The 25750-nt window shown below is 55.4% G+C and carries 26 protein-coding genes; 24 read left to right on the top strand and 2 right to left on the bottom strand.

What is annotated here, in order from left to right; genetic code table 11:
• Positions 1 to 21 precede the first annotated feature (21 nt).
• The 22 genes from epsF to AT959_RS14450 all read left to right on the top strand — a co-directional run bounded on the left by epsF (position 22) and on the right by AT959_RS14450 (position 21572).
• The gene (epsF, locus tag AT959_RS14550) at positions 22 to 1479 is read left to right on the top strand and encodes a chain length determinant protein EpsF (RefSeq protein WP_066884280.1); all 1458 of its coding nucleotides are present in this window, start codon (positions 22 to 24) and stop codon (positions 1477 to 1479) included.
• A gap of 6 nt (positions 1480 to 1485) precedes the next feature.
• Positions 1486 to 2355 (top strand): chain length determinant protein tyrosine kinase EpsG, encoded by an 870-nt coding sequence (epsG, locus tag AT959_RS14545; protein ID WP_066884278.1) that lies wholly within the window; start codon positions 1486 to 1488, stop codon positions 2353 to 2355.
• A gap of 10 nt (positions 2356 to 2365) precedes the next feature.
• On the top strand, positions 2366 to 3235 hold the full coding sequence (gene xrtB / locus AT959_RS14540) for an exosortase B (protein ID WP_066884276.1): 870 nt from the start codon (positions 2366 to 2368) through the stop codon (positions 3233 to 3235).
• A 26-nt stretch (positions 3236 to 3261) separates the two neighbouring features.
• On the top strand, positions 3262 to 4539 hold the full coding sequence (locus AT959_RS14535) for an oligosaccharide flippase family protein (protein ID WP_083518427.1): 1278 nt from the start codon (positions 3262 to 3264) through the stop codon (positions 4537 to 4539).
• The gene (gene epsI / locus AT959_RS14530; protein WP_066884272.1) at positions 4540 to 5226 is read left to right on the top strand and encodes an exosortase-associated protein EpsI, B-type; all 687 of its coding nucleotides are present in this window, start codon (positions 4540 to 4542) and stop codon (positions 5224 to 5226) included.
• A gap of 9 nt (positions 5227 to 5235) precedes the next feature.
• Positions 5236 to 6441, top strand: coding sequence for a polysaccharide pyruvyl transferase family protein (locus AT959_RS14525; protein ID WP_066884270.1), 1206 nt, complete (start codon positions 5236 to 5238; stop codon positions 6439 to 6441).
• The gene (locus tag AT959_RS14520) at positions 6434 to 7642 is read left to right on the top strand and encodes a Coenzyme F420 hydrogenase/dehydrogenase, beta subunit C-terminal domain (protein WP_205629922.1); all 1209 of its coding nucleotides are present in this window, start codon (positions 6434 to 6436) and stop codon (positions 7640 to 7642) included. Before AT959_RS14525 ends, AT959_RS14520 begins: the two co-directional genes overlap by 8 nt.
• Positions 7642 to 9144 carry an O-antigen ligase family protein gene (locus AT959_RS21215; protein WP_157651315.1) on the top strand — a complete coding sequence of 501 codons (1503 nt, stop codon included), beginning with the start codon at positions 7642 to 7644 and terminating at the stop codon, positions 9142 to 9144. Before AT959_RS14520 ends, AT959_RS21215 begins: the two co-directional genes overlap by 1 nt.
• The gene (locus AT959_RS20630; RefSeq protein WP_083518426.1) at positions 9141 to 10109 is read left to right on the top strand and encodes a glycosyltransferase family 2 protein; all 969 of its coding nucleotides are present in this window, start codon (positions 9141 to 9143) and stop codon (positions 10107 to 10109) included. Before AT959_RS21215 ends, AT959_RS20630 begins: the two co-directional genes overlap by 4 nt.
• Positions 10106 to 11182 carry a glycoside hydrolase family 26 protein gene (locus AT959_RS14505; RefSeq protein WP_066884264.1) on the top strand — a complete coding sequence of 359 codons (1077 nt, stop codon included), beginning with the start codon at positions 10106 to 10108 and terminating at the stop codon, positions 11180 to 11182. The genes AT959_RS20630 and AT959_RS14505 overlap by 4 nt, the downstream gene beginning before the upstream one ends.
• Positions 11183 to 11185: 3 nt before the next feature.
• Positions 11186 to 12337 (top strand): glycosyltransferase, encoded by a 1152-nt coding sequence (locus tag AT959_RS20625; RefSeq protein WP_083518424.1) that lies wholly within the window; start codon positions 11186 to 11188, stop codon positions 12335 to 12337.
• A 28-nt stretch (positions 12338 to 12365) separates the two neighbouring features.
• Complete coding sequence (locus tag AT959_RS14495) at positions 12366 to 13115, top strand: WecB/TagA/CpsF family glycosyltransferase (RefSeq protein ID WP_205629921.1); 750 nt, start codon at positions 12366 to 12368, stop codon at positions 13113 to 13115.
• Positions 13112 to 13675: a serine O-acetyltransferase gene (locus AT959_RS20620; RefSeq protein WP_157651314.1), complete on the top strand. Its 564-nt coding sequence runs from the start codon at positions 13112 to 13114 to the stop codon at positions 13673 to 13675. The genes AT959_RS14495 and AT959_RS20620 overlap by 4 nt, the downstream gene beginning before the upstream one ends.
• Positions 13676 to 13769: 94 nt before the next feature.
• Positions 13770 to 14828 (top strand): dTDP-glucose 4,6-dehydratase, encoded by a 1059-nt coding sequence (gene rfbB, locus AT959_RS14490; protein WP_066884258.1) that lies wholly within the window; start codon positions 13770 to 13772, stop codon positions 14826 to 14828.
• 1 nt (position 14829) lies between these two features.
• Complete coding sequence (gene rfbD / locus AT959_RS14485) at positions 14830 to 15717, top strand: dTDP-4-dehydrorhamnose reductase (RefSeq protein ID WP_066884256.1); 888 nt, start codon at positions 14830 to 14832, stop codon at positions 15715 to 15717.
• A 15-nt stretch (positions 15718 to 15732) separates the two neighbouring features.
• Complete coding sequence (rfbA, locus tag AT959_RS14480; protein ID WP_066884473.1) at positions 15733 to 16611, top strand: glucose-1-phosphate thymidylyltransferase RfbA; 879 nt, start codon at positions 15733 to 15735, stop codon at positions 16609 to 16611.
• Positions 16611 to 17150 (top strand): dTDP-4-dehydrorhamnose 3,5-epimerase, encoded by a 540-nt coding sequence (rfbC, locus tag AT959_RS14475; protein ID WP_066884254.1) that lies wholly within the window; start codon positions 16611 to 16613, stop codon positions 17148 to 17150. Before rfbA ends, rfbC begins: the two co-directional genes overlap by 1 nt.
• 127 nt (positions 17151 to 17277) lie before the next feature.
• Positions 17278 to 17781, top strand: a complete 504-nt coding sequence (locus AT959_RS14470; RefSeq protein ID WP_083518422.1) for an FxDxF family PEP-CTERM protein — start codon at positions 17278 to 17280, stop codon at positions 17779 to 17781.
• 79 nt (positions 17782 to 17860) lie between these two features.
• Positions 17861 to 18979 carry a nucleotidyltransferase family protein gene (locus tag AT959_RS14465; RefSeq protein WP_066884251.1) on the top strand — a complete coding sequence of 373 codons (1119 nt, stop codon included), beginning with the start codon at positions 17861 to 17863 and terminating at the stop codon, positions 18977 to 18979.
• Positions 18980 to 19113: 134 nt separating this feature from the next.
• Positions 19114 to 19599 carry an FxDxF family PEP-CTERM protein gene (locus tag AT959_RS14460; RefSeq protein WP_066884249.1) on the top strand — a complete coding sequence of 162 codons (486 nt, stop codon included), beginning with the start codon at positions 19114 to 19116 and terminating at the stop codon, positions 19597 to 19599.
• A gap of 175 nt (positions 19600 to 19774) precedes the next feature.
• On the top strand, positions 19775 to 21217 hold the full coding sequence (locus AT959_RS14455) for a mannose-1-phosphate guanylyltransferase/mannose-6-phosphate isomerase (protein WP_066884247.1): 1443 nt from the start codon (positions 19775 to 19777) through the stop codon (positions 21215 to 21217).
• Complete coding sequence (locus tag AT959_RS14450) at positions 21174 to 21572, top strand: VanZ family protein (RefSeq protein WP_157651313.1); 399 nt, start codon at positions 21174 to 21176, stop codon at positions 21570 to 21572. The genes AT959_RS14455 and AT959_RS14450 overlap by 44 nt, the downstream gene beginning before the upstream one ends.
• A gap of 16 nt (positions 21573 to 21588) precedes the next feature.
• Here the strand turns inward: AT959_RS14450 and epsA are convergent, their stop codons facing one another.
• The gene (gene epsA / locus AT959_RS20615; RefSeq protein ID WP_083518421.1) at positions 21589 to 22392 is read right to left on the bottom strand and encodes an XrtB/PEP-CTERM-associated transcriptional regulator EpsA; all 804 of its coding nucleotides are present in this window, start codon (positions 22390 to 22392) and stop codon (positions 21589 to 21591) included.
• Between the two features lie 165 nt (positions 22393 to 22557).
• Between epsA and AT959_RS14435 the strand changes: the two genes are divergently transcribed.
• Positions 22558 to 23979, top strand: a complete 1422-nt coding sequence (locus AT959_RS14435) for an undecaprenyl-phosphate glucose phosphotransferase (protein WP_240481844.1) — start codon at positions 22558 to 22560, stop codon at positions 23977 to 23979.
• 28 nt (positions 23980 to 24007) lie between these two features.
• A complete protein-coding gene (locus AT959_RS14430) occupies positions 24008 to 24712 on the top strand; it encodes a lytic transglycosylase domain-containing protein (protein ID WP_066884237.1) in 705 nt (234 codons plus the stop codon).
• 20 nt (positions 24713 to 24732) lie between these two features.
• Here the strand turns inward: AT959_RS14430 and AT959_RS14425 are convergent, their stop codons facing one another.
• Positions 24733 to 25701, bottom strand: coding sequence for a diguanylate cyclase (locus tag AT959_RS14425; RefSeq protein ID WP_083518419.1), 969 nt, complete (start codon positions 25699 to 25701; stop codon positions 24733 to 24735).
• Between the last annotated feature and the right edge of the window lie 49 nt (positions 25702 to 25750).

Here is a 25750-nt window from a genome sequence, read left to right as displayed (position 1 = left end):
GAAGATCACCGAAAGCCCCGCATGACTTTTCAGCAATTTCTCCTCATCCTCTGGGCCCGCCGCAAGCTGGCGCTGTCGGTGTTCGGCGTCACGGTCATGACGACGCTGCTCGTCAGCCTGATCCTGCCCAAGGAATACACCGCCACCACCTCGCTGGTGATCGACGTCAAATCGCCGGACCCGATTGCCGGCATGGTCATGCAGGGCATGATGGCGCCCGGCTACATGGCGACGCAGATGGACATCATCAACAGCGACCGCGTCGCCACCCGCGTCGTCAAGCTACTCGGCATCGACAAGAACGCCGAAGCCATCGAAACCTGGCAGGACGACGGTGATGGCAAAGGCACGATCGAAGGTTTCTACGCGACGCTGCTGCAAAAAAAGCTGGACATCAAGCCATCCCGCGAAAGCAACGTCATCAACGTGAACTTCTCGGCGAAAGACCCGCAGTTCGCGGCCGCCGTCGCCAATGCTTTCGCCCAGGCCTACATCGACACCTCGATCGAATTGCGCGTCGAGCCGGCCCGCCAGTACAGCGCCTGGTTCGAAGAGCGGCAAAAAGGCCTGCGCACCGCGCTGGAAAAATCCCAGGCCCGCCTGTCCGCCTATCAGCAGGACAAGGGCATCGTCATCACCGACGAGCGCATCATGGACAACGAAACCGGCCGCCTCAACGAGTTGACCGCCCAGCTGGCCGCTGCCCAGGCCCAGAAGGCCGACGCCTCCAGCCGGCAAAAGAGCGGCACCAGCGAACTGTCGCTCGAAGTGCTGCAGAACCCGCTGATCCAGAACCTCAAGTCCGAGATCGCCCGTTCCGAGTCCAAGCTGGCCGAGCTCAACAGCAACCTCGGCAAGAACCACCCGCAAGTGCAGCAGCTCGAAGCACAGATCCAGGGCCAGCGCCAGCAACTGCGCGAGGAAATTGCCCGCATCTCCGGCGGGGCCGCCGTCGCCAACAAGTTCGGTGCGGTCAAGCAAGAGGAACTGAAAGCCGCCATCGAAGAGCAGAAAAAGCGCGTGCTCGAAATCAAGTCGCAGCGTGACGAGCTCTCGGTGCTGGTCAACGATGTCGAAACTGCCCGCCGCGCTTACGAGGCGGTCGGCCAACGGATGACGCAAAGCAATCTGGAAGGGCAGTCGCAGCAGACCAACGTGCTGGTCCTCAGCCCGGCCACCGAGCCGGTCAGGCATTCCCGCCCGAAGATTTTCCTCAACGTACTGGTTTCCATCTTCCTCGGCGGCATGCTCGGCGTCGGTGCCGCGCTCGTCCTCGAACTGGGGCAACGTCGCATCCGCTCGGCCGAAGACCTTCGCCTGGCGCTCGACCTCCCGGTCCTGGCCGAACTCGACTCGACCTTGCCGCCGGCTGCCCGCAAGAGCTGGCGTTTTTGGCAAAAAATGCCGGTCGACCGCGCCCCGAAGGAAGTCCCCTTGCGGGACAGCAATCAGCAACAGCCAGCCGTTTCGGAGGCCTGATCCGCGATGAACGCAATCAACGAAAAACTCACTAGCGGCTCGGGCCGTTCCATCGGCGCCATCCTGATCGACAACGGCCGGCTGACGCCGGAAGCGGCCGAACGCATCCTCAAACTGCAAAAAGAGCAGGGCCTGCGCTTCGGCGATGCCGCCATCCAGCTCGGCCTGCTCTCTGAGGCCGACATTCAGCAGGCGCTCTCCCGCCAGTACGACTACCCCTATCTGATGCCGGGCGACGAGCGTGTCAGCGAAGAAGTGATCGCCGCCTTCAAGCCCTTCAGCCCGGTTGTCGAGCAACTGCGCGCCCTGCGCAGCCAGTTGATGCTGCGCTGGTTCGACGCCGAAGCCGGCCACAAGACACTGGCCGTGGTCAGTGCCGGCCGGGGCGAAGGGCGCAGCTTCACCGCCGCCAATCTGGCCGTTGTCTTTTCGCAATTGGGCGAACGCACGCTGCTGATCGACGCCGACCTGCGCCACCCGCGCCAGCACCAACTGTTCCGCCTCGAAAACAAGCTCGGCCTGTCCAGCCTGCTGGCCGGCCGCGCCGAACTCGGCGAAGCGGTGACCCGCATTCCCGGCCTGATCGACCTTTCCATCCTGCCGGCCGGCGCCACCCCACCCAATCCGCAGGAACTGCTCGCCCGCCCGGTCTTCAATGCGCTGATGGCCACCGTCCAGGGCCAGTACGACATCGTCGTGGTCGACACTCCGGCCGGGGCCGAAACCGCCGACAACCAGACCATCGCCGCCCGCACCCGGGGCGCCGTCGTCGTCGCCCGCAAGGACCTCAGCCTGGCGCCGCAGCTACAGACGCTGGTTTCCTCGCTGCAGCACGCCGGTGTCGCCGTCGTCGGCGCCGTGCTCAACAACGGCTAACGGACTCTGCGTGCAAGCCAAAGCCACCATCCCCGCTGTCGTGGCGGAATGGTTTCCTGCACTCCTCGGGCTGGTGCTGCTCTTCGTGCCCACCTATGTGGACCTGGCACGCAGCCTCTGGATTTCTGAAGATCAGGCGCACGGCCCGATCATTCTCGGCGTTGCCTTGTTCTTCTTCTGGCAACAGCGCCGCAAGATCAATGAATTGCCGGCAGCACCCGCCAAAGCCGGCTGGCCGGTGTTCGTTTTTGGCCTGCTGCTCTACATCCTTGGCCGTTCGCAGGACATCCTGCTTTTCGAGGTTGGCTCGCAGATTCCAGTCTTGGCGGGCCTGCTGCTTATCCTGAGGGGCTGGGCAGCGATTCGTACTCTGTGGTTTCCACTGCTTTTCCTGCTTTTCATGATGCCTCTGCCCGGTGTAGTCGTGGATACGCTGACGCTTCCGATGAAAATCGGCGTTTCCTGGGCAGCGGAGCACATGCTCTATTGGTTAAAGTATCCAATCTCCCGTAGTGGGGTCATCCTGCAGATTGGCCAGTACAAGTTGCTGGTTGCCGATGCCTGTGCCGGTTTGCATACCCTGTTTACGCTCGAAGCGCTCGGTTTGCTCTACCTCCATGTAATTAACCACGAGTCGTTTCTGCGGAACGCTGTGCTCGCCCTAACGATAATTCCCATCTCTTTTACCGCCAACACTATCCGGGTCATCGCCCTCACATTGATTACTTACCACTACGGTGATGCAGCAGGGCAGGGGTTCCTGCACGGGTTTGCCGGAATGGTCTTGTTCATAAGCGCTCTTCTGTTAATTGTCGGTGTTGATAGCCTTTTTCACTTCAGTGGAAAATTTCAACGCCTAGGTTATAAAAATGTTGGGTAAGCAGAGCATTCATTTGTGGGGGCTCTGTGCTTAAACACCTTGCGTGGATGGGGGCGAGCACATTCGCTAGAGTTGGTAGTGGAGTCCTGGTGTTTATTGTTATCGCCAGAGCACTCGGGCCTGATGGCTTTGGCCACTATATGTTCTGGTTTTCGGCCACCTACTTGCTTTCGTTGGTGGCCAACTTTGGCTTGGGTAACTTGCTGCTTCGAGAAATTGGCCAAGATGTTTCTCGGTTGCCCTCGCTGATAGCCCAAGCATTGAAGGCACGCCTGCTTATCTCGTTCCTGCTCATTGCGCTAGCAGGTGTTGCAGCACCGTTCGTTGAAATGCCTATTCTCATGCTGACGCTTCTTGTCGCCAGCCTTTTGGAAATGTTGGCAGAAACCTTTTTTGTTGCCTATCGCGCCAAATCGCTTTACTCAATGGAAACACGATGGGTCACCGCCGTCGCGGTAATGCAACTTTTTGCAGTTTCAGTCGCTGCGCTTATCTCACCAAGCGAAAATTCGATGGCAATTGCCTATTGCCTAACTCGCCTGGTTCAGTTCTTTGTTGTTTATATTGGCCTGCATAACACGCTGGGCAATCTCCAAAAGGCATCCCTGATGGAAGGCCTACTGCTCTTGAAACGTTCCAAGAGCTACGCCATCGACTTTGGACTCGGGAACCTGTTTGGGCATATCGATAGCTTGATTTTACGTGCATATGTCGGTGTCGGAGCCGTGGGGCTATATCAAGCCGGCATGCGCGTTTTCCAGGGGGGAGCCCAAATGGCTCCCATTCTCGCAAATGTCTTTCTGCCTTCCGTGGCTAGAGTCGCCTCAGATAAAGCTGCGGCCCAACGATCAGCTGAAAAAGTACAGTTGGCTTTTCTCGCCTGTGGCATTTCGTTCGGCCTCGTGCTGACCTACGGAGCCGAATTAATTGTGTCGCTTCTGCTTGGGAGCGGCTATGCCGAGTTGGCAACACTCCTGCCCTTATTTGGAATTCTCTTCTTCGTGCGGTTTTTTGCCGCATCTTGGGGATTAATTCTCACCGCACATGGATACCAACAATTCCGAGCAATTTCTACTTCACTTCATTTGGCCTTGGCCTTGCTGCTGGCTGCTTTACTAGTATCAGAGCATGGCGTAGCTGGCTGGCTATGGTCGGTTATCACGGCAAATTTTGTCTTGGCGCTCATATACATGCTGGGGGCTGTTCGCAACAAAGTGATGAACGTTTCAACGAAAGTTTCCGCCACGGCTGTGTTCGGATGTGTCGCTTTTCTCCCCCAGTTATCTGGCGCTTGGAGCTTTTGAATGAGGCCTGTGCAACGAGGGCTATTAATCGCTGTGTGCATGCTTGCAGCAAGTGCGGCAGCCAAAGTCCTGACGCCCACCCAGTTAATTGCGGAGCAACGCGGAGAGCATCGTCTTGATTCGTTTGTTCCCAAATCATTTGGTGAGTGGCATGAGGATATGCAGGTTGCTCCGCTGACGGTCGACCCTCGTGTAGAGGCACAACTGGCCAATGTTTATACAGAGACACTATCCAGAACCTATTCAAATGCAGTTGGGCAGCGTGTCATGTTGTCCTTGGCCTACGGTAAGGACCAGCGCGGAGAGGGCAGGTCACATTACCCAGAGGTTTGTTATCCGGCTCAAGGCTTTCAAATAGGTGATCGCAAGGTTGAATTAGTGAGAATCGGGCATGCCGACATTCCGGCCGTACGCTTGGTAGGTACGCATGGAGAACGGGTAGAGCCGATAACGTATTGGGTGGTAGTTGGTGAGGAATTGATTACATCAGGCTTGGGGCATAAAAAAGCCATCATTCGCTATGGCATGAACGGCCAAATTCCTGATGGGCTCCTGGTTCGTATTTCATCAATCGGAAGCAACCCAGCGACTGAATATCGATTGCAGGATGAATTTGCCACCGCGCTGATAGGTGCGATGGCACCGCAACAGCGGGACAGAGTCCTCGGTAAGTTTGCTAAAAATTGAATCTAAAACATGACCAATAACACCTCGCATCAAAGCACCCGTAGCATTATTGTCGGCTTGCTCTGGCATTCGATGGCATCAGGAAATCTTGGCGTTGTCGCGCTAACTTTCTCGCAAATCGCAATTGTTAAAGAAGCTGCCGAGCGCGCTGGAAAAACGGTAAAAATTAAAGTATTTGGGTGGCAACTCGACGGTTCGATCCCCATGCCGGACGGATTCGAAGAGATCGAGTACATCGGCGTAAATGCCAAAGCCTTGCTGAGTCCGGGTTCCTACCTCCGCAAAAGCCTCACCTCCTGCCAAGTCGTACTTGATGTGGGCGAGGGCGATAGTTTTTCAGATATCTATGGCCTGAAACGCCTCGTTTACTTGTGTTTGAGTAAGCGACTGGCCGGTGCGGGCGGGCGTCGCATGATTCTTAGTCCGCAGACGATAGGTCCGTTTTCTACAACATCAAGCGCCATTCTGGCGCGCTGGGCCTTGGCCAGCGCAACGCAAGTTTTCGCACGTGATCCCCTGTCGAAACAATATCTTGACGAAAATGGCCAGGTTACAAAAAGTCAGGAGGCTATCGATATGGCCTTTCGCTTGCCATTCGTTAAACGAGCAAAACAAGGAGGCAGAATCCAGATTGGCCTGAACGTATCAGGTCTGCTTTTCGCGGGCGGTTACAGTGGGAAGAATGAACTTGGTTTGACCCTCGACTTTGTTGAGCTGACCCACCGAACAATTGAATGGGCTCTGGCTCTACCTGATGCCGATGTTTGGCTGATCCCGCATGTTATGTCGCGGGATATTCCGGAAGAGGATGACGTCCACGCCTCGAAGAAACTGATAAGCCAATATCCAAGACTGCAACTTGCCGGTCCCTTCAATAATCCATGCGATGCCAAGACATTCATGTCCGGGCTGGATTTCTTTGTCGGCGGTCGAATGCATGCCTGTATTGGCGCCTTCTCGGCTGGTGTTCCGACAGTGCCGCTCGCCTATTCACGGAAGTTCAACGGTTTGTTCGCTTCCCTGAAATATCCGGTACTCGTTGACTGCAAAAAAATGAGCGTAGGCGAAGCATTTTCGACGATGACTAAAGCCTATGACGAGCGTGAAAAACTAGCCTTGGACGTCGGTGCGGGAATTCGACTTGCCCATGAGAAGTTGGCTTGCTACGTGGACTACGTTGCGCAAACATTACTGGAACAGCGCTGTCATGACTAAGGCGATCGAAGATGTCGTCAAGAGTGATCTCTGTACCGGTTGTGGTCTGTGCGCAGGCATGTTCTTTTCTCCTGCCGCACGGATGGAAATCGATGCCAAGGGCTACGCGAGGCCGCAGCAGACCCGGCAGTTAACAGTAGAAGAATCCGGTGATTTCGCAAACTCATGTCCTGGTATTCGTCTTGAACATACCGTCCGTGATGAAACCTTCCTTCCTCTGTGGGGGCCGGTAAAGCGCTCACAAACCGGTTTCGCCGTAGAGCAGGATATTCGCTATAAAGGGTCGTCGGGTGGTGGTTTGAGCGCGCTGGCTATTTACTTACTCGAAAGCGGCAAGGTCGATGGCGTGCTGCATATAGCCCCCTCCGATACCGAAGCGTTTGCAAATATTGCGCAAATTAGCCGAACCAGAGCCGATGTCCTGCGCGGTGCAGGCTCGCGTTATGCGCCAGCCTCGCCACTTGTCGCCCTTGAGAACTGCTTGCAAGAACCAGGGGTTTTCGCCTTTATCGGCAAGCCCTGTGACGTTGCTGCGCTTCGCGCCATTTCCCGACGTCGAGCAACGGTGGCGGAGAAGTTTCCTATCTTGATGTCATTCATGTGCGCAGGTACGCCCGGGTTCAAGGGGACGGAGGCTGTTGTTCGTGCCATGGGGCTGGAGCCCGAGAAGACTATTCGATTCCGCTATCGAGGAAATGGCTGGCCGGGCAAGGCTCGTGCGGAAACTGCAGAGGGCAAGGTTGGTGAAATGGACTATGACAGTTCATGGGGAAATATCCTCAATCGCCACCTTCAGTTCCGCTGCAAAATTTGCCCGGATGGCACTGGTGAATTTGCCGATGTGACTTGTGCAGATGCTTGGTACGGCAACGATAAAGGTTATCCGACTTTTGAGGAAAGCGACGGCAGGAGCCTTGTTTTGAGTCGAAGCACAAAAGGCATGCAACTCGTCAATGATGCGGTGGAGGCTGGTTACTTGGCAGTTGCTGATTTGCCGATTGAAGACATCGAAAGAATGCAGCCCTACCAGGCAGATCGAAAACGGATGGTTGCGGCGCGGTTATTTGGTAGGAAATTGGCATTAAGAAAAATTCCAAAATATATTCAGATGGGTCTGTTGAAATTGTCTTTAAATAGCTCAAAAAAGCGTTTATTAAGAAATTCAATTGGTACTTGGTTGCGCTCGTTGAACGACAAATAATGGACGAAAAATTTAATGCGGTGCCAGATGGCTCTTGCCCAATTGAGGCGAAAGTTGTTTTTCCGAAATTGAGCTATTCAATATTGCTGTTTGTGTTTTGTGTGCTTGGTGGTGCTGCCGTTGGGCTTGAGGCTTACGTTCTGCTTCCTGTTTTTTTTGCGCCGATAGTGGTCGTTTTGATTTTTGTTCTGCCGGTTTCTAAGATTTATCCAAATAGATTGTTTTTCTTGCTTGGGTTTTTATTGCTATCTGCTGCTTTATTGTGGCCAAGGTATGCATATATAAGAATAGGTGGGCTTCCTGGGGTGACTCCTGCTAGGGTTTTTCTAGCGCTCTCATTGTTTTTTGGGCTTTTGTATTTGTTACGGTCACCCTGTTTTAGGAGGAGATTAGCAATTGAGTTGTCGAGTAGTAAACTCATTGTTTTCCCAGTTTTTGTATTCGCGCTGTTTAGATTCCTTAGTGTGGCATTTGCAGATAATCCAATAGGTTCTTTATATGGATTTTTAAACGAAATCGTTTGTTTTGTATTAATGACAATTTTCTTTGTTGGGGCTATGTGTGAACCAAAAAATGTTCAAAAATTCATTAAGATTTTGGTTTGTTTGACGTTTTTTATATGTTTGATTGGTGTTTTTGAGTATCTGTTGCAGAGAAATGTTTTTGTTGGGGTTTTGCCTATAACAGATGAGTATGCACAAGAGGCTATGTTTTCAAAAATTCGAGATTCGGGCTATCGAATTCAGTCAACATTTGATCATCCTCTTACCTATGCACAGTTTTTGGTATCTATTATTCCACTATTGATTGCGGGATTTTTTCGCTTCAATAGGGTGATATTTCGTTGTGTTGCCTTGTTGACTATTGGCTTCGCAATTGGATCGGCCTGGCTGACGGGTTCCCGTTCCGGAGTCTTGTTGAGTTTTTCTTCTGTAATCAGCATGGGCGCTTTGGCTATGGCTATTCAGTTTTTTCGTCGAAACATAAAATTAGGGACGCTGATTATCTCGGTTTTTGGCTTGGCTCTAGCGGCATTAATTGGGATGTTGCTTGTTGATCAGGTATTACTTGTACTATCTGGCCGTAGTTCTGCTGAATCATCAAGCACCGCTGCTCGAATGTTGATGTTCTATCGTGCTATCCCATTGGTTTTAGATAGTCCTCTTGTTGGGTATGGGGTTAATCAGGCTGCAGGTTTGATTGGTTTTGTAGGGGCACGCGGTATTCTCACAATCGATAGTCTGCTTTTGTCGTTTGTGGTTGAGTCGGGTGTTGTTGCGTTAGGGTGTTATTTGTTATGCATTATTTCTGCTGTATTTATATCTATTCGAAGCGCTGTGCGTGATTGTGATAGTAATACTGTGGTTCATCTGGCTTTCGCGACTTCCCTTATTGTGTTTTTGATGACCACGGTAACACTTTCGCTAACTGGTAATCTGTTTTTTCTTGCTTTTCTTTTGGCTTCTGTTGTTGTGTTAAATAAGCCGCTGGTGATTAAATGAGTGTGGCTGTGATCGTTCTAAATTGGCGAAATGCATCTGACACGATTGCAGCTATTGAAAGCCTATTGAATACAACAGGGGCTTCTGATTTCCGTGTTGTTGTTTGTGATAATGCATCCAATGATGGCTCGGAAGAAAAGTTTATATCTTGGGCAAGACTTCATCCTGATCTGGCAATCGAAACATTGATTGATGAGTCAGATAGTTCAGAAACTATATGTAACGCATTCAGCAAGCAGGTGGTCTTTGTTGCTACCGGTTCAAATCTCGGATTTGCCGGTGGAAATAATGTCGGTGTGCGTTTGGCGATGCGTGCTGCGAATTTCGATTATTTCTGGTTTCTGAATAATGATTGTTTGGTTGAGCCCAACGCGATGTCGGCTCTGCTTGCAAGAATGGAACAAGATCCTGAGGTAGGGATTTGTGGGGCGTTGTTGCGTTACGTCGAGCCGGGAGACCGCGTCCAGGCTTACGGTGGCGCTAAACATAATCCATGGTCTGGTCGCGCACGCTATGTAGGGCATTGGGCAACTCCAGGGCAACCTCATTCGAGAGTCGAGGTTGAGAAGGCGATGAATTACGTTTGCGGCGCTTCGATGTTTGTTCGTCGATCAGTCATCGAGCGTGTAGGGCTGATGGCTGAAGACTATTTTTTGTTTTTTGAGGAATTGGATTGGGCCGAAAGGTCGAAGAAAATCTATCGCCTTGGATATTGCCCGGAGGCCGTTGTGTATCACAAGGAGGGGGCAACGATTGGATCCAGTAGCGATACCAGGAGAACCAGCCGTTTATCTGATTTTTACCTTTTTCGGAATCGCCTGAAATTCACTGCCCGATTTTATCCGTACGCCCTTCCTGCTGTTTGGTTCGTAATGCTGTTGCAGGCTTTGCGTCGAGGCTTTCGAGGGCAGCATGAGCGTATGTGGCTGATCGTGCAAATCCTCTTCGGAAGGCGTTCGTTGTGAAGAAGTTTTTCGTCTTTCTCGCTCATGTACTGGCTTTTCTTGTGTTGTTACCGACTAACGCGCTGGCTGGTAATACCGAGGAAACCGTGGCGTTGTCGCACTGGTTGCTTAAAAACCGAGAGCGTCCCGCCCTTGGGGCTCAGTGGAATGGTGGTGTGAAAACGATAGGCTGGGACGACCAGGCGAGAATTACGGGCAAGGAGCCGCTGGTCTTCGGTGTTGAGTATTACGACTATGGCTCCATTGAGAAAAACCTCGTCGGGCGCGAGACTGGGGTTAAGTATTTGAAAGAAAAGTATCTGGCTGGCGGCATTGTGACGCTGGTCGATCACATGCCAAATTTTGTGACGGGTGGAAATTCCTGGGATCGAAATGGCGATCCGTTAACGGCTGTTTTACCTGGCGGCGTGGCTCATACGGAGTTTGTTGCTTATCTCGACCGGCTTGCTTCGTATTTGAAGAGTCTTACGGTCAACGGCAAAAATGTGCCAGTTTTGTTTCGCCCATTTCACGAGATGAATGGCGGGTGGTTCTGGTGGGGGAATGCCAAGTCCGGTGAGCAGCTAGTGAGTCTTTGGCAGTTCTGTCACGATTATCTGGTCCGTGAAAAAGGGGTTCGAAACCTCCTTTGGGTGTGGTCGCCAAACATTGATAAGACGGCCTCTGTTGCTCGTTTTATGGGCTATTGGCCCGGTCCGAAATATGTCGATGTTGTTGGCCTCGATGGCTACGACAACACACCAGTTCCGAATATTGCCAATGAGTCGTTTGTTCGTAGTTTCAAGGTCGTTTCGGAAATTGCGAGCAGATTCTCTTTGCCGCTGGCTTTTACAGAAATTGGCGCGCGACCCGGTGCGCAAGAGTTGGTAGATTTTTGGGATGCAGGCGTCCTAACTGCTCTGCGAAAGGATTTTCAAGGGCTTAGTTATATCTTGGTCTGGAATGCCGAGTGGGGGCCGAAAGATGGTACGCCGGCGGCCGCGGGTTTCCGGCGCATGGTTGAGTCAGGGTATTTGCTCCGTTTGAAGGATGTTTCCGGTGTACAGATTTATGGTCCGGGTTTTGGTCGATAAACGATGAATATTCTTTACTGCACAACGGTTTTGCCGAGCCGTCGGCGAACTGGCGGCGAGATTGCGTCGCAATCGTTTATTGACGCACTGCGCCAGGCCGGCCATTCGGTTACGGTCTTTGGCTATCGTCGGCCTGAAGATACGACACCTGTTGGCCTTGGTGAGGTGGTTGTCGGTGTGCGGCCGATTGAAACGGAGGCGGCCGGGATAAAACCCTTGGCTTGGATGCTTTCCGCGCTTTTGTCGGGGCGCCCCTATTCTTCTGAGAAATATGTTTCCGATGACTATCGGCAGGTGTTACGGGAGCATTTGCGTATCGATGCCGGCAGTGTTGTGGTGCTCGATCATGCGCAGATGGCTTTTTTGGCCAGCGATTTGCCGAGCACTCAGGCGCTCGTTTTCGTGGCGCATAACGTTGAGACGGAGCTTTACAGTTCTCAGTTGGCATCTGTGGTTTCAAAGCTTCGGCGCTATTTGCTTCTGCGTGAAGCAAGGCTTATTGGCCGGCTTGAATTTGGTTTGGCCGGGCGTGCATCACAGACTTGGGTTTTGACTGAGCACGATGCGTCGATTTTTCGGCGTGAATCGTCTTGCAGAAATGTTGTTCGACTCGATCTGCCTGGTGTGGCGCGAGTGGCGGATGGCATGCGGCAGTGCGAATTTTCTTGGGATGTGGGTTTGATTGGTACCTGGACTTGGGGTGCCAATGCCCAAGGTTTGCGTTGGTTTGTCGATAAGGTAGTTCCCCGGTTGCCTCGCGATGTACAGGTGGCTGTTGCCGGCAAAGGCGCTGATGGCTTTATCAAGCCTCCCGTAGAAAGCTTGGGTTTTGTGCCCGATGCAATGGATTTCATGTCAGCCTGCCGGGTGGTTTGTATTCCTTCTATTGCCGGTGGTGGGGTGCAGATCAAGACGATTGACGCGATTGCCTCCGGTCGTCCTATCGTGGCGACATCTGTGGCTTTGCGTGGAATCGAGGAACCTCCGGAGTCCGTAAGCGTTACGGATGATCCTGAGCTATTCGCCTTGCGTGTTGCCGAGGCGGTAGTTCGTCAAGTAGCCGGTTCTCAAGAGGCTGTTGATTGGGCGAGGCTTCGTGCGGAGCGATTCGCGACACAAATACAACGTTTGATTGGGCAGATTGGTGAGAAATGAAATGGTCAATTTAGGTCAGAAAATTCAAATGTTCGGTATCACGATCGATTCATTGGATATGGCCGGCTCGGTCGATGTTCTTGCGTATTGGCTTCGGGCTGATGCGCGTACATGCCGCTATGTTGTAACGCCGAACGTGGACCACGTCGTGAAGCTGGAAACCCAGCGTCCATTTCGTGAGGCGTATAAGGATGCGGCGCTTGTCCTTGCTGATGGTCGGCCGGTTGTAATGGCTTCGAAGATGTTTGGTAAGCCCTTGCCGGGCACTGTGCCCGGGAGTGATTTGGTGCCGGCGATTTTTGATCGCTTTGAATCTGATGGTATTGATGGGTTATCGGTGTTTTTGCTTGGTGCTGCGCCTGGTGTTGCCGAGCGAGCAGCCGCTCATATTCATGCAAAATGGCCGCGCGTTAAAGTGATTGCCTCGTTGAGTCCTTCGTTTGGTTTCGAGAAAAACGATGTGGAGTGCGAGGAGGTTTGTCGCGCAATTGCCGATTCTGGTGCTGATTTGTTGGTAGTCGGCCTGGGGGCACCAAAACAGGAGCTTTGGGTGCATAAGTACGCCAAGCAACTGCCGGTCAAGGTGGCATTGTGCGTTGGTGCAACCATTGATTTTCTGGCTGGTGAAAAACCGCGAGCGCCGATGTGGATGCGCAAATGCGGTGTGGAGTGGCTGCATCGTGCGGCTTCGGAGCCTCGGCGCTTGGCGGGGCGCTACTTCAAAGATGCCTTGGTTTTTCCGCAAATTCTTTTCAAGGAATGGCGTACAACGCGATGAGTATGCTTTCAGATATTCGGCGCGATGTTGCAAGGTATAACCGGCAAGGCCGCCCATTTTCTGTTGCATTGATCGCGGCGGTCTATTCTCACCCAGCGTTTCTTGGCTTATTGCACTACCGCGTAACGCGTTATTTTGGGTTGCAAAAGGGCAATCCATTCGCCAAGTTGCTCTACCTGTGCGGACGTGCGGCTTTTCCTATCATCCGAATGTATAGCGGGGTAGAAATACATCCTCGTTGCTACCTTGGACCTGGTGCATATTTCGGTCACTTTGGCCCGATTGTTTTGCATCCGGATAGCCGTATAGGTGAGCAGGTGACGGTTATGCAGGGAGTTTCCGTTGGGGAAACGAGGGGGGGGCCGACTGTCGGCGATCGTGTAAGCATTGGTGCCTCGGCATCTTTGCTGGGCGGGATTTTGATTGGCAATAATGCGGTAATCGCTGCAGGTGCTGTTGTTGTCCGTGATGTTCCAATGAATTCGGTGGTCGGCGGTGTGCCTGCCAAAGTTATTGGCAAAAGGAGCCAGGAAGATTACGACGAAGTAATCGGGTCCTGAGCAGGGAAGTTCACGTTTGTAAATTGTTGACGTTGGTCGCAACTGAGTTTGGCGACGGGTCGTTCGAAAAGTATTGTTAATTAATGGAGTGGCTATGATTTTGATAACAGGCGCCGCCGGCTTCATCGGCAGCAACTTTGTCCTCGACTGGCTGGCCCAGTCCGACGAAACCGTCATCAACCTCGATGACCTGACCTACGCCGGCAATCTGGAGAACCTGGCCAGCCTGAAGAACGACGCCCGGCACATCTTCGTCAAGGGCAGCATCGGCGATGCCGAGTTGGTCGCCCAGCTACTGGCCGAGCACCAACCGCGCGCTGTGGTCAATTTTGCCGCCGAATCGCACGTCGACCGCAGCATTCACGGCCCGGAAGACTTCATCCAGACCAACATCGTCGGCACCTTCCGCCTGCTCGAAGCCGTCCGCGCCTACTGGGGCGGGCTGGCGGATGACGCCAAAGCCGCCTTCCGCTTCCTGCACGTCTCGACCGATGAGGTGTACGGCTCGCTCGGCCAGGACGACCCCGCCTTCACCGAAACCCACCGCTACGAACCGAACAGCCCCTACTCGGCAAGCAAGGCCGCCTCCGACCATCTGGTCCGCGCCTACCACCACACCTACGGCCTGCCGGTGCTGACCACCAACTGCTCCAACAACTACGGCCCCTACCACTTCCCGGAAAAGCTGATTCCGCTCGTCATCCACAACGCGCTGGCCGGCAAGCTGCTGCCCATCTATGGCGACGGCCAGCAAATCCGCGACTGGCTCTACGTCAAGGACCACTGCAGCGCCATCCGCCGCGTCCTCGAAGCCGGCCGACTGGGCGAGACCTACAACATCGGCGGCTGGAACGAAAAGCCCAACCTCGACGTCGTCCATACCCTCTGCGCCATCCTCGACCAACTCAGCCCGCGCGCCGACGGCCTGCCCTACAAGGCCCAGATCACCTACGTCAAGGATCGTCCCGGCCACGACCGCCGCTACGCCATCGACGCCAGCAAGATCGAACGCGAACTCGGCTGGAAACCGGCCGAAACTTTCGAGAGCGGCATCAAGAAGACCGTACAGTGGTATCTCGATAACCAGGCCTGGGTCGCCAACGTCACCAGCGGTGCCTACCGCGAGTGGCTGGGTAAACAATACGGCGCCTGACATGAAAATCCTGCTCACCGGCAAAAACGGCCAGGTCGGCTTCGAACTGCAGCGCGCCTTGGCGCCGCTGGGCGAGATTGCTGCGGTCGATCATCAGGAATGCGACCTTTCCAACCCTGACGCCGTTCGCCAACTGATCGCCGACCTCAAGCCGCAAGTCATCATCAACCCCGCCGCCTACACCGCGGTGGACAAGGCCGAGTCCGAACCCGCCCTGGCCTACGCCGTCAATGCCGTGGCCCCCGGCGTCCTCGGTGAAGCCGCCGCCCGCCTGGGGGCGCTGGTCATCCACTACTCGACCGACTACGTCTTCGATGGTAGCAAGGACGGTGCCTACCGCGAAGACGACACGCCCAACCCGCAAAGCGTCTATGGTCAGAGCAAACTGGCCGGCGAACAGGCCCTGCAGGCGAGTGGTGCCGATCACCTGATCTTCCGCACCAGCTGGGTATTCGGCGCCCATGGCGGCAACTTCGCCAAGACCATGCTGCGTCTCGCCGCCGAACGCGATGCCCTGAACATCGTCGCCGACCAGTTCGGCGCCCCGACCTCGGCCGCGCTGCTCGCCGACGTCACCGCGCAGATTCTCGGCCAGTACCAACACCAAGGCCGGGCCGACTTCCCTTTCGGCCTCTACCATTTGGTCGCCGCCGGCTGCACCACCTGGCACGAATACGCCCAGACCGTCATCCGCGCCGCCCAGGCCGCCGGCCGGCCGCTCAAGCTGAGCGCCGACGACGTGCAGCCGATCGCCACCCGCGACTACCCGCTGCCCGCACCGCGCCCAGCCAACTCCCGCCTTGATACCGGCAAGCTTCGCCAGACCTTCGGCCTGGAATTGCCCGCCTGGCAAGACGGCCTAGCCCACGTGCTGCAACAAATACTCTGATTGAAGGACAACTCCATGCGTAAAGGCATCATCCTCGCCGGCGGTTCCGGCACCCGGCTCTACCCGGTCACGCTCGCCGTCTCCAAGCAACTGCTACCGATCCACGACAAGCCGATGATCTACTACCCGCTGACCACGCTGATGCTGGCCGGTATCCGGGACATTCTGATCATCTCGACGCCGCAGGACACGCCGCGCTTCCAGCAACTGCTTGGCGATGGAAGTCAATGGGGCCTGAATCTGCAATACGCCATCCAGCCCAGCCCGGATGGCCTCGCCCAGGCCTTCATCATCGGCCGCGACTTCGTCGGTAATGGCGACAGCGCGCTGGTCCTCGGCGACAACATCTTTTACGGCCACGAATTCGCCAACGATCTCGCTGCCGCCGGCACCCAGCCGAGCGGCGCCACCGTCTTTGCCTACCACGTGCATGATCCGGAGCGTTACGGGGTGGTCGAGTTCGACCCGGCGGGGCAGGCGATCAGCTTAGAGGAAAAGCCCAAGGTCCCGAAATCCAACTACGCCGTCACCGGTCTCTACTTCTACGACAACCAGGTGCTCGACATCGCTCGCGATCTCAAGCCGTCACCGCGTGGTGAACTGGAGATCACTGACGTTAACCGTGTCTATCTCGAACGCCAGCAACTTAACGTGCAGGTCATGGGCCGCGGCCATGCCTGGCTCGATACCGGTACCCACGAAAGCCTGCTCGACGCCAGCCAGTTCATCGCCACCATCGAAAAGCGCCAAGGCCTGAAAGTGGCTTGTCCGGAAGAAATCGCCTATCGCAAGCGCTGGGTCGATGCCGGCCAACTGGAAAAGCTGGCCCAACCGATGTTGAAGAATCCCTACGGCCAGTACCTGATGGGCGTTCTGAAGGAAAAGGTATTCTGATGCGTGCAACACCGACCGCCATTCCCGACGTCCTCGTTATCGAACCGAAGGTCTTCGGCGACGAGCGCGGCTTCTTCTACGAAAGCTACAACGAGAAGGCCTTTCACGAAGCCACCGGGCTCGATGTCCGGTTCGTGCAGGATAACCACTCCAAGTCGGCCAGAAACGTCCTGCGTGGCCTGCATTACCAGGTGCAGCAGCCGCAGGGCAAGCTGGTGCGCGTCGTGCAGGGCGAAGTCTTCGATGTTGCGGTCGACATTCGAAAAGACTCAAAAACCTACGGTCAGTGGGTTGGCGAGATTCTTTCGGCCGACAACAAGAAGCAATTGTGGATTCCGCCGGGCCTGGCACACGGCTTCGTCGTCCTGTCGGAAACGGCCGAATTTCTCTACAAGACGACCGACTACTATGCGCCGGCCCATGAGCGCTGCATTGCCTGGAATGACCCGGATCTGGCTATTGCCTGGCCGATTGACGGAATGCCCTCGCTTTCAGCCAAGGATGCAGCAGGAATCGCCTTTCGTGAGGCTACCGGCTAACGCTGGAAATCCTTGCTGTCAGTGGCATTGAGAGGGCTATCCGTCGCCCGTTAGTCTGTTCAGACTATTGGTCACCCGGGGCTTTATTGTTACCTTCCCGTTGTCATTAACTTCCAATGGGTATGTCATGAAAAAGACATTGCTTGCGCTGGCTTTTGCCGCTGCTCTGCCGGGCGTTGCTCAGGCGGCATCGTTTCAGGATATCGCCACGCTGAACTTCACGGCGACTTCCTCCACTGCTTCCTTCCTGCTCTCCTGGGAAGATCTGATTTCCGCCAATGCCAAAAAGGGCTGGTCTACCGAAGTTGATGGCAAGTACTCGCTGACGCTGACCGACAGCATTACCAACCAGATTATTTTCAACAAGAATAATCTCGGCGATGCCGTTACCGGTGATATCGCCGGCGTGACCTCGGGTTCCTTCGTCAAGACCTTCAGCTCCCTGTCTTCCGGTGCCGCTTACACGTTGAGCTTCATCGGTACCTGGAGTGGCCCGAACGGCGTCAATTGGGCAACCTCGGGCACCCCGTCGGTCAGCATGGCCCCGGTTCCCGAACCGGAAACCTACGCCATGTTCCTGGCTGGTCTGGGCATCATTGGCATGATTGCCAAGCGCCGCAAGAACGTCTGATCTTCAGGATCAGGCAGCAGGATGCCGCCTTCGGGCGGCTTTTTTTTGGTTGTTATGGAGTATTGCTGTGGCAAAAGGGATGATTCTGGCCGCCGGCCAGGGGACGCGGGTCCGCCCGTTGACGAAGGACTGGCCAAAGCCGATGGTGCCGATTCTCGGCAAGCCGGTCATGGAGTACCTGATCGAGCATCTGGTGCGTTACGGCATTACCGAGATCATGGTCAATGTGGCCTATCACCATAAAAAGATCGAAGAGTATTTCGGCGATGGTCGCCGTTGGGGCGCCAGCATCGGTTATTCCTACGAAGGTGTGGCCGATTACGGCGACATCATTCCCAAGCCCAAGGGGTCTGCTGGCGGCATGAAGGCCATTCAGGACTTCAGCGGTTTCTTTGATGAAACGACGTTGGTCATTTGTGGCGATGCAATCATCGACCTCGATATCGGTGCCGCCTTGTTCGAACACCGCAGCAAGGGCGCGCTGGCCAGTGTGGTGACGCTGGAGGTGCCGAACGAGCAGGTGCAGAACTACGGCATCGTGGTGGCCGACGACGATGGCAAGATCGAGTCCTTCCAGGAAAAGCCGAAGCCGGCCGAGGCCAAGTCCAATCTGGCCAGTACCGGTATCTATATTTTTGAGCCGCAGGTGCTGGATCTGGTGCCCTCTGATATCGAATTCGATATCGGCAGCCAGCTCTTTCCGTTGCTGGCCGACAAGGGCTTTCCGTTTTATGCCCAGAGCCGCTTTTTCAACTGGATCGACATCGGTCGGGTAACCGACTATTGGTCGGTGCTGCAGCGCGTGCTGCGCGGCGAAGTGGCTGAGATGGATATGCCGGGCAAGGAGATCAAGCCGGGCGTCTGGGTTGGCCCGAATACGTCGATCAACTGGGATAGCTCAAAGATCGTCGGGCCGGTTTATATCGGTTCCAGCGTCCGGATCGAGCCGGGGTGCTCGGTGATCGGCCCGGCCTGGATCGGCCATGGCAGCCACCTGCGCAAGGGAGCCAAGGTGATTCGCAGCGTGTTGTTCGAGTACACCCGGATCGGCGAGGGTATGGAGTTTTCGGAAATGATCGTTTCGCCACGCTATTGCGTAGACCGGGCCGGCGAGACGACTTACGTTGGTGATGATCGCTGCAAGTTGCGCTGGGGCGATGCCCGGGGGGGGGCTAATGCTGCTTTGCAGAACCCATAGATTTAGTGTGGATAATGATTCTGTATTTTAGTGCTGCATTGCAGTATGACGTTTCGCTTAGTCCATTCGGGCTATTTTTGCCTGCCGGGTATGCCATTACTATGAACCTGTAATTTATTTTGAGGGGTTCCACCATGAAAATGCCTGTCGCTTTCAAGTCGCTGCTTGCCGTTACTGCACTGACTGCTGCGTGTGCTGCCAATGCCAGCACCTATGCGCTGCCTCAAGGTGCCCCCGGTCTCTTCCAGGTTTCCAGCAACACCTTTGAAGATAGCTTTACCTTTAATGTAACGAGCCTGTCATCGTTGGTCGGTGGTGTCGGTTCCCGGGATCTCAATTTCGGGTTCGTTACCGTTCAGGCACTGAATTTCAGCGAGCTTTCACTGACCGGTCCCGGTCTGAATGTCAGCTATACCGGCAATGCCGCGACCTTCAGCGCAACCAGCCTAGGTGTTGGCCGTTATACGCTGACCGTCAAGGGGGCCGCTCCGTCCGGTGGTGGTTTGTACAGCCTGTACGGGAATCTGGCACCGGTGCCGGAACCAGAGTCGTATGCCATGTTCCTGGCTGGCCTGGGTATTGTTGGTGCGGTGGTACGTCGTCGTCGCAAGAGCATCTGATTTAGTGTTCTTGTGTTAAAAGCCGCCTGCGGGCGGCTTTTTGTATTGCTTTCGGGTGCCGATTTTCACGAATTCGGTAAGGTAATTTATAATTCGCTAAGCCTTAGCTCGTGCCAGTTGCGCGTCCTTCGGCTACGCTAGCGATTGTTCGATTTTTGCAGGCTTTTATTCCATCATGATTCTTCAGCCCGTCATTCTTTGCGGTGGTTCAGGTTCCCGCCTCTGGCCCCTTTCCCGCGAGCAGTATCCCAAGCAACTGCTCAAGCTGACCGGTGAGCACACAATGCTGCAGGCCACCGCCTTGCGCTTGAATGGCATGGCCCTGGGGGCGGGGGATCGTCTGGCAACGCCCTTGTTGGTCGGTAATGACGAATATCGTTTCCTGATCGCCGAGCAATTGCGTCAGGTTGGCATACCGCATGCACCGCTGGTGCTTGAACCCTGTGGCCGTAATACCGCACCCGCCTTGTCGCTGGCGGCGCTGGCCGCTCAGGCGGGAGGCGAGGATCCGGTGATGCTGGTGATGCCGGCGGATCACGTCATTCTCGATGAAAACGCATTCCGCCAGGCTGTAGCCAAAGCTGCCCAATTGGCCGAGACGGGTAAACTGGTCACTTTCGGCATCGAACCGAATGCGCCGGAGACTGGTTACGGCTACATCCGCCTCGGCGAGTTGGAGGGGGATATCCGTCTGGTGCAGCAGTTTGTCGAAAAGCCCGATCAGGCGACGGCCGAGCAATATCTGGCCTCGGGTCAGTATTTGTGGAACGGCGGCATCTTTGCAATCAAGGCCTCGACCTGGCTGAGCAAGATGGAGCAATGTCGTCCCGATATTGCGGCAGCTTGCCTGAAGGCTTTTGAAGGCCGGCAGCAGGACAACGATTTTCTGCGTCCGGACAAGGCGGCTTTTGCGGCTTGCCCGTCCGATTCGATCGACTATGCCGTGATGGAACGCTTGGCCGGCCTGGAAAGAAACACCGGTGAGGTCGCCGTGGTGCCGCTGGCCGCAAAGTGGTCGGATGTCGGGGCGTGGAGCGCGCTGTGGGAGATCGGGGCGCATGATGCCGACGGCAATGTGCTGATGGGGGATGTGCTGGCGCTGGATACGAGCGATACCCTGGTGGTTGGCGATAGTCGTCTGATCGCCTGTATCGGCCTGAAGGATGTGGTCGTTGTTGAAACACCAGATGCCTTGCTGGTGGCCGACCGCAAGCAGATCCAGAAGGTCAAGGATATCGTTGGCCGGCTGAAAGCCGATTCGCGCACCGAATTTGCGGCGCACCGCAAGGTGTACCGCCCGTGGGGCTATTACGACAGCATCGATGCCGGCCCGCGTTTCCAGGTCAAGCGCATTGTGGTGAATCCTGGCGCCAGTCTCTCGCTGCAAATGCATCACCATCGTGCCGAGCACTGGATCGTGGTTTCCGGTACAGCGCGGGTGACCCGGGGTGAGGAGTCGCTGCTGGTTTCGGAAAACGAATCCACCTATATCCCGCTTGGTACGCTGCATCGCCTTGAAAATCCGGGAAAGTTGCCGCTCGAGATGATCGAGGTGCAGTCCGGCAGCTATCTGGGTGAAGACGATATCGTTCGCTTCGAAGATCGTTACGGACGCTAAATCGATGGCTGCGCATCCTGTCTGGGTGCGCAGCCGCTTCTGGCTTGTGGTGGCAATACTCGGTGTCGCCGCCTTGTTTGTGCTGGGGGCACAGCCATTTGCGGTGGGTATCGTTCCGCCGCCTTTCGACAAGCTGACCCATGCCGTGGCTTTTGCGATCCTGTTTCTTGTGCTGGACAGTGCGCTGGTAATGCCGCTATGGCTGGCGCTATGTATTCCGCTACTGATTTCAGCGGCGGATGAGTTTCATCAACTCCTTTTGCCGGGCCGTGAGCCTGGGCTTGGTGACTGGCTGGCGGGGCTACTCGGTGTTCTTGCCGCAGCTACCCTGCGTGCGGTTTGGTGCCGCCGCTAAGCCAGGGCGATTGCTTTCAATTGTAATCGTTTGCCATTTCAGGAAGCCCATTGCTGGCAATGTCTTCTAGTTTGCCAACCGCTTGGGCGCGGTTGCTGACATTTATCTTCTTGTAAATCCGCTGCAGGTGGTTCTTGACGGTGAAGGAACTGATGTCGAGGATCATGCCGATCTCGATATTGGTCTTGCCACTGCGTACCCACTCCAGAATCTCGAGTTCACGAGTGGTCAGGCCGGCCTTGATCAGAGAGTTGAGCAGGGTCGGGGCTGCGACTTGGTCGGGTTCGAATACCGGTAAACCATCGATTTTCCGGACGGCGGCGTCGACGTGTGGGAGGACAAGCTCGAAGAGCTTTCTTTCATGGTCCGAAAATCCTTGGTCATGCCGCAGCAGGATATACAGGTGATCTGCGTTGAATCGCGTGTCAGGAATTGCATGGAATAAAATATGTTTCATCTGACGTAATTCAGTGTGTAGCTCTGAAACATCAAGATTACTGCCGCAACCCTCTGAAATTGAGGCTGAAGTTACTCGGCCGCCACCTTCCGACCAGTGCTGATGAACCCCGGCTCTGAAGTCACGTATGCTGCTGTGCGGCAATTTTGCAGTACGTATTCCGGGAATCGCAGAAACGATATCGTAGTGATATGTCTCGCCGCCGATTGCGCCGCTGAAAGAAATAAGAACATCATGTGGGATGGCTTCCTGGAAGTCTCCTTGTAGCCAGAGCAGGAGTTGAAAATGGCTCTGTATGGACAAGGAGTTCCGCATGATTCTGACGACAAGATCGGGATCGAAGGCGGTGTCGAGCGATGCCATTGGTGTTTTTTGCTACCTTTTAGTGAGTCGATATATTATCAATCCATCGTTCTTCTTCAGCATTAAATATTTCACAGTGTTTCGCAATGCTGCGTTGCAGCATGCCATTGGAGTTGGTATACAATCGAACTGATACCAACCGGGAAATAACTGAAATTTAATTCCATGAACATATTGTCTTCGTCCAGATTTGGTGGAGTCACTGCGAACCGTCCATTTTTGGGCATGGAGCGTGTTGGTGGGGCGCTTTTCCGGCTTTTCGAGTCGCTCGTTGATCCGGTGTCGGTGCTTGCCACCTTGTTCGGCCTGATGCTTTGGTTTCGCGATGATCAGTATGCGCACTATGCGGTGCTTGGCGTGCTCGTTTTTTCGCTGACCTTTCCCGGTAAGAGCCTGATTCAGGAGAGCGTGCTGGGCAGTATTCGCGAGGTTGTCCTGAGTTGGTTGGGCATTGCCGCGTTGTTGATATTTTTCGGCCTGGCAACTGGCCTCTATGCGCTTTTCCCAGAAGAGGTCTTGCTCAATTGGTTGTGGATGGCGCCGACGGCGCAGCTGTTCAGCCATTTTTTATTTCGCTTGGTGACACCGGCCGTGCTTGCGGCAAGTGGTTTTCCCAAGCGTGCAGTGGTTGTCGGATGTAACGAACTGGGCCGCCATCTGGCGGGCGAAATCGACGCACATCCGATGCAGGGCATCAAACTCGACGGTTACTTTGATGACCGCTTGATCGAGCGCCTGGATATCGGTCATGGTCGACTGATCGGTCGCTTCTCTGACGTGGCGAACTACGTCAAGGAGAACGAGATCGACATCATCTATCTGGCGCTGCCGATGGCGACGCAGCCCCGTATCCTTTCGCTGCTTGAGTCGCTGAACGATACAACGGCGTCGGTCTATTTTGTCCCGGATATCTTTGTCACCGACCTGATTCAGGCGCGGATGGATGCAGTTGGTCGGGTGCCGGTGGTGGCCGTTTGCGATACGCCATTCTCCGGCCTGAACGGTATCGTCAAGCGGGTCAGCGATATTGTGCTCTCTCTGCTGATTCTGCTGCTGATTTCTCCGGTGCTGCTCGTCGTGGCCGCGCTGGTCAAAACGAGTTCGCCGGGGCCGATCATCTTCAAACAGCGGCGCTATGGTCTGGATGGCAAGGAGATCATGGTCTACAAATTCCGCTCGATGACGGTTTGCGAGGATGGCCCGAATGTTCCCCAGGCACGCAAGGGTGATGCACGGATCACCCGGGTTGGTGCGGTTCTGCGCAAAACTTCGCTGGATGAGTTGCCGCAGTTCCTGAACGTCTTACAGGGGCGGATGAGCATTGTCGGGCCACGCCCCCATGCGGTTGCCCACAATGAGATGTACCGCAAGCTGATCAAGGGCTACATGGTGCGCCACAAGGTTAAGCCGGGCATTACAGGTTGGGCACAGGTCAATGGCTATCGTGGCGAAACGGAAACGCTGGACAAGATGCAGGCGCGTATTGATTACGACCTGGAATATCTGCGTAACTGGTCGCCGCATCTGGATATCTACATCATTGTGCGTACCGTCCTGCTGGTCTTCAAGGATGCGAGTGCTTATTGAGTGTGGCTGCCAGGGGCGGGCTTTCCCGGTGAGCCGGATTGGCCGCGAAGTATCGCTGGCCGCTTTCCTGCTGGCCGTGCAGGTCGTTTTGCATCCGTTGGCCGCACTTGAAAATGCTCGGCAGGCGCCGCCTTTGGGGGCGCGTATGCCGGTTCAAAAGAGATTGCCCGAAGCCAGCCCTTTTCGTCTTGAGATTCAGCGTTCGGAGTACCGGATTGTTTCCGGTGCGTCGTCGCCGAAAGTGAAATCAGCGGCGGCACAGGGTCTGTCGCCGATGATTGAGCGGCACGCCGCCGCTCGGGGGCTCGATCCGGCCTTGGTGCATGCGGTGATCAAGACCGAATCAGCCTATCGGCCGGAGGCTGTCTCGCCGAAGGGAGCTGTTGGGCTGATGCAGGTCATGCCGGCGACCGGCCTCCGCTTTGGGGTGAGCGACTTGGACCGGCCGGAGAGTAATTTGAAGGCGGGAACGACTTACCTTCGCCATCTGCTCGATCGCTTTGACAATGTGTCCTTGGCGCTTGCCGCGTATAACGCGGGGGAAGGGGCGGTGCGTCGCTTCGGGAACGCAATCCCGCCCTATCCGGAAACCCGGGGATATGTTCAGGAAGTGCTGCGGAGCTATGGCAAGGTCGTCCAGGAAAATCCTGTGCCGCGGGTGTATGTTGAAGGTGTTCGCCTGATCGATGGCGACCTCGCTTCCTATCGGCTGATTGATACGGCCCGCCACTAGTTGAGCTTTTGGCGGGGGTGTCAGGCGAAGATGGCGTCCAGATCGAGGGCAACCCGGTTGCGCCCGGCGCGTTTGGCGCCGTAGAGCTTACTGTCGGCAGCCTGTAGCAACTGGTGAGGTGCCAGGTCGGTGGAGGGGAGGCCGGTGGCGATGCCAAAGCTGCAGCTGACCAGCCCACCTACCCCTTGTTCGTGTGGAATTCCCAGTTCGCGTGCTGAGCGCCGCATGCGTTCGGCAACGGCGAGGGCGCCATGACTGTCCGTGCCGGGCAGGATGGCGGCAAACTCCTCACCGCCGTAGCGGGCGACGGTATCTTCGACCCGAAACAGCGATTCGTTGAGGGCGCCAGCCACGGCGCGCAAGCAGGTGTCGCCCGCCTGGTGGCCGTAGAGATCGTTGAATTGCTTGAAGAAATCGACGTCGCCAATGATGATGCTTAACGGACTTTCCTGGCGGATGCAGCGTTTCCATTCAATGGACAGCGTTTCGTCGAAGTGGCGGCGGTTTGGAATGTTGGTCAGCCCGTCGAGCAGGGAGGTTTCCTTTAGTTTGCGGTGCGCCTCGTGTACTGCCTTTTGCATGCCGGCGATGCGCAACATGGCGCGTACCTTGGCTAGTAGGACAACTTCCGAAATCGGCTTGTAGAGGAAATCGTCGCCGCCGGCGAGGATGCCTTGAGCCAGTTGCTCTTCATCCTGAATGGTGGAGAGGAAGATGATGGGGGTCCAGTTGGCGAGGCCGGAATGACCGAGGCTCGATTCCAGGGTGCGTATTTCCTTGGCCAAGGCGATGCCATCGGTGTCGTACAGCGCAATGTCGAGCAGGACCATACTGGGGGCGTGGCGCTGGTACAAGCGAAAAGCTTCGGCACCGGTGGCGGCACCCAAGGGCCGGATTTCAGGAAGCTGGGCCAAGCATTCGCAAATCAGGGTGCGATGGGCTGCAGAGCGATCGATGACCAGTACGGTTTGTCTCTCTGTATCGTCCATTGGTGGTCTGGATGCCGGGGGCTGTGCGGTTTGGCGGGGTATGTTTGCC

The organism is Dechloromonas denitrificans, assembly GCF_001551835.1.
GTDB lineage: Bacteria > Pseudomonadota > Gammaproteobacteria > Burkholderiales > Rhodocyclaceae > Azonexus > Azonexus denitrificans.
The sequence above is the reverse complement of the archived record's forward strand: the minus strand, read 5'-3'. Positions and strand labels throughout refer to the sequence as shown.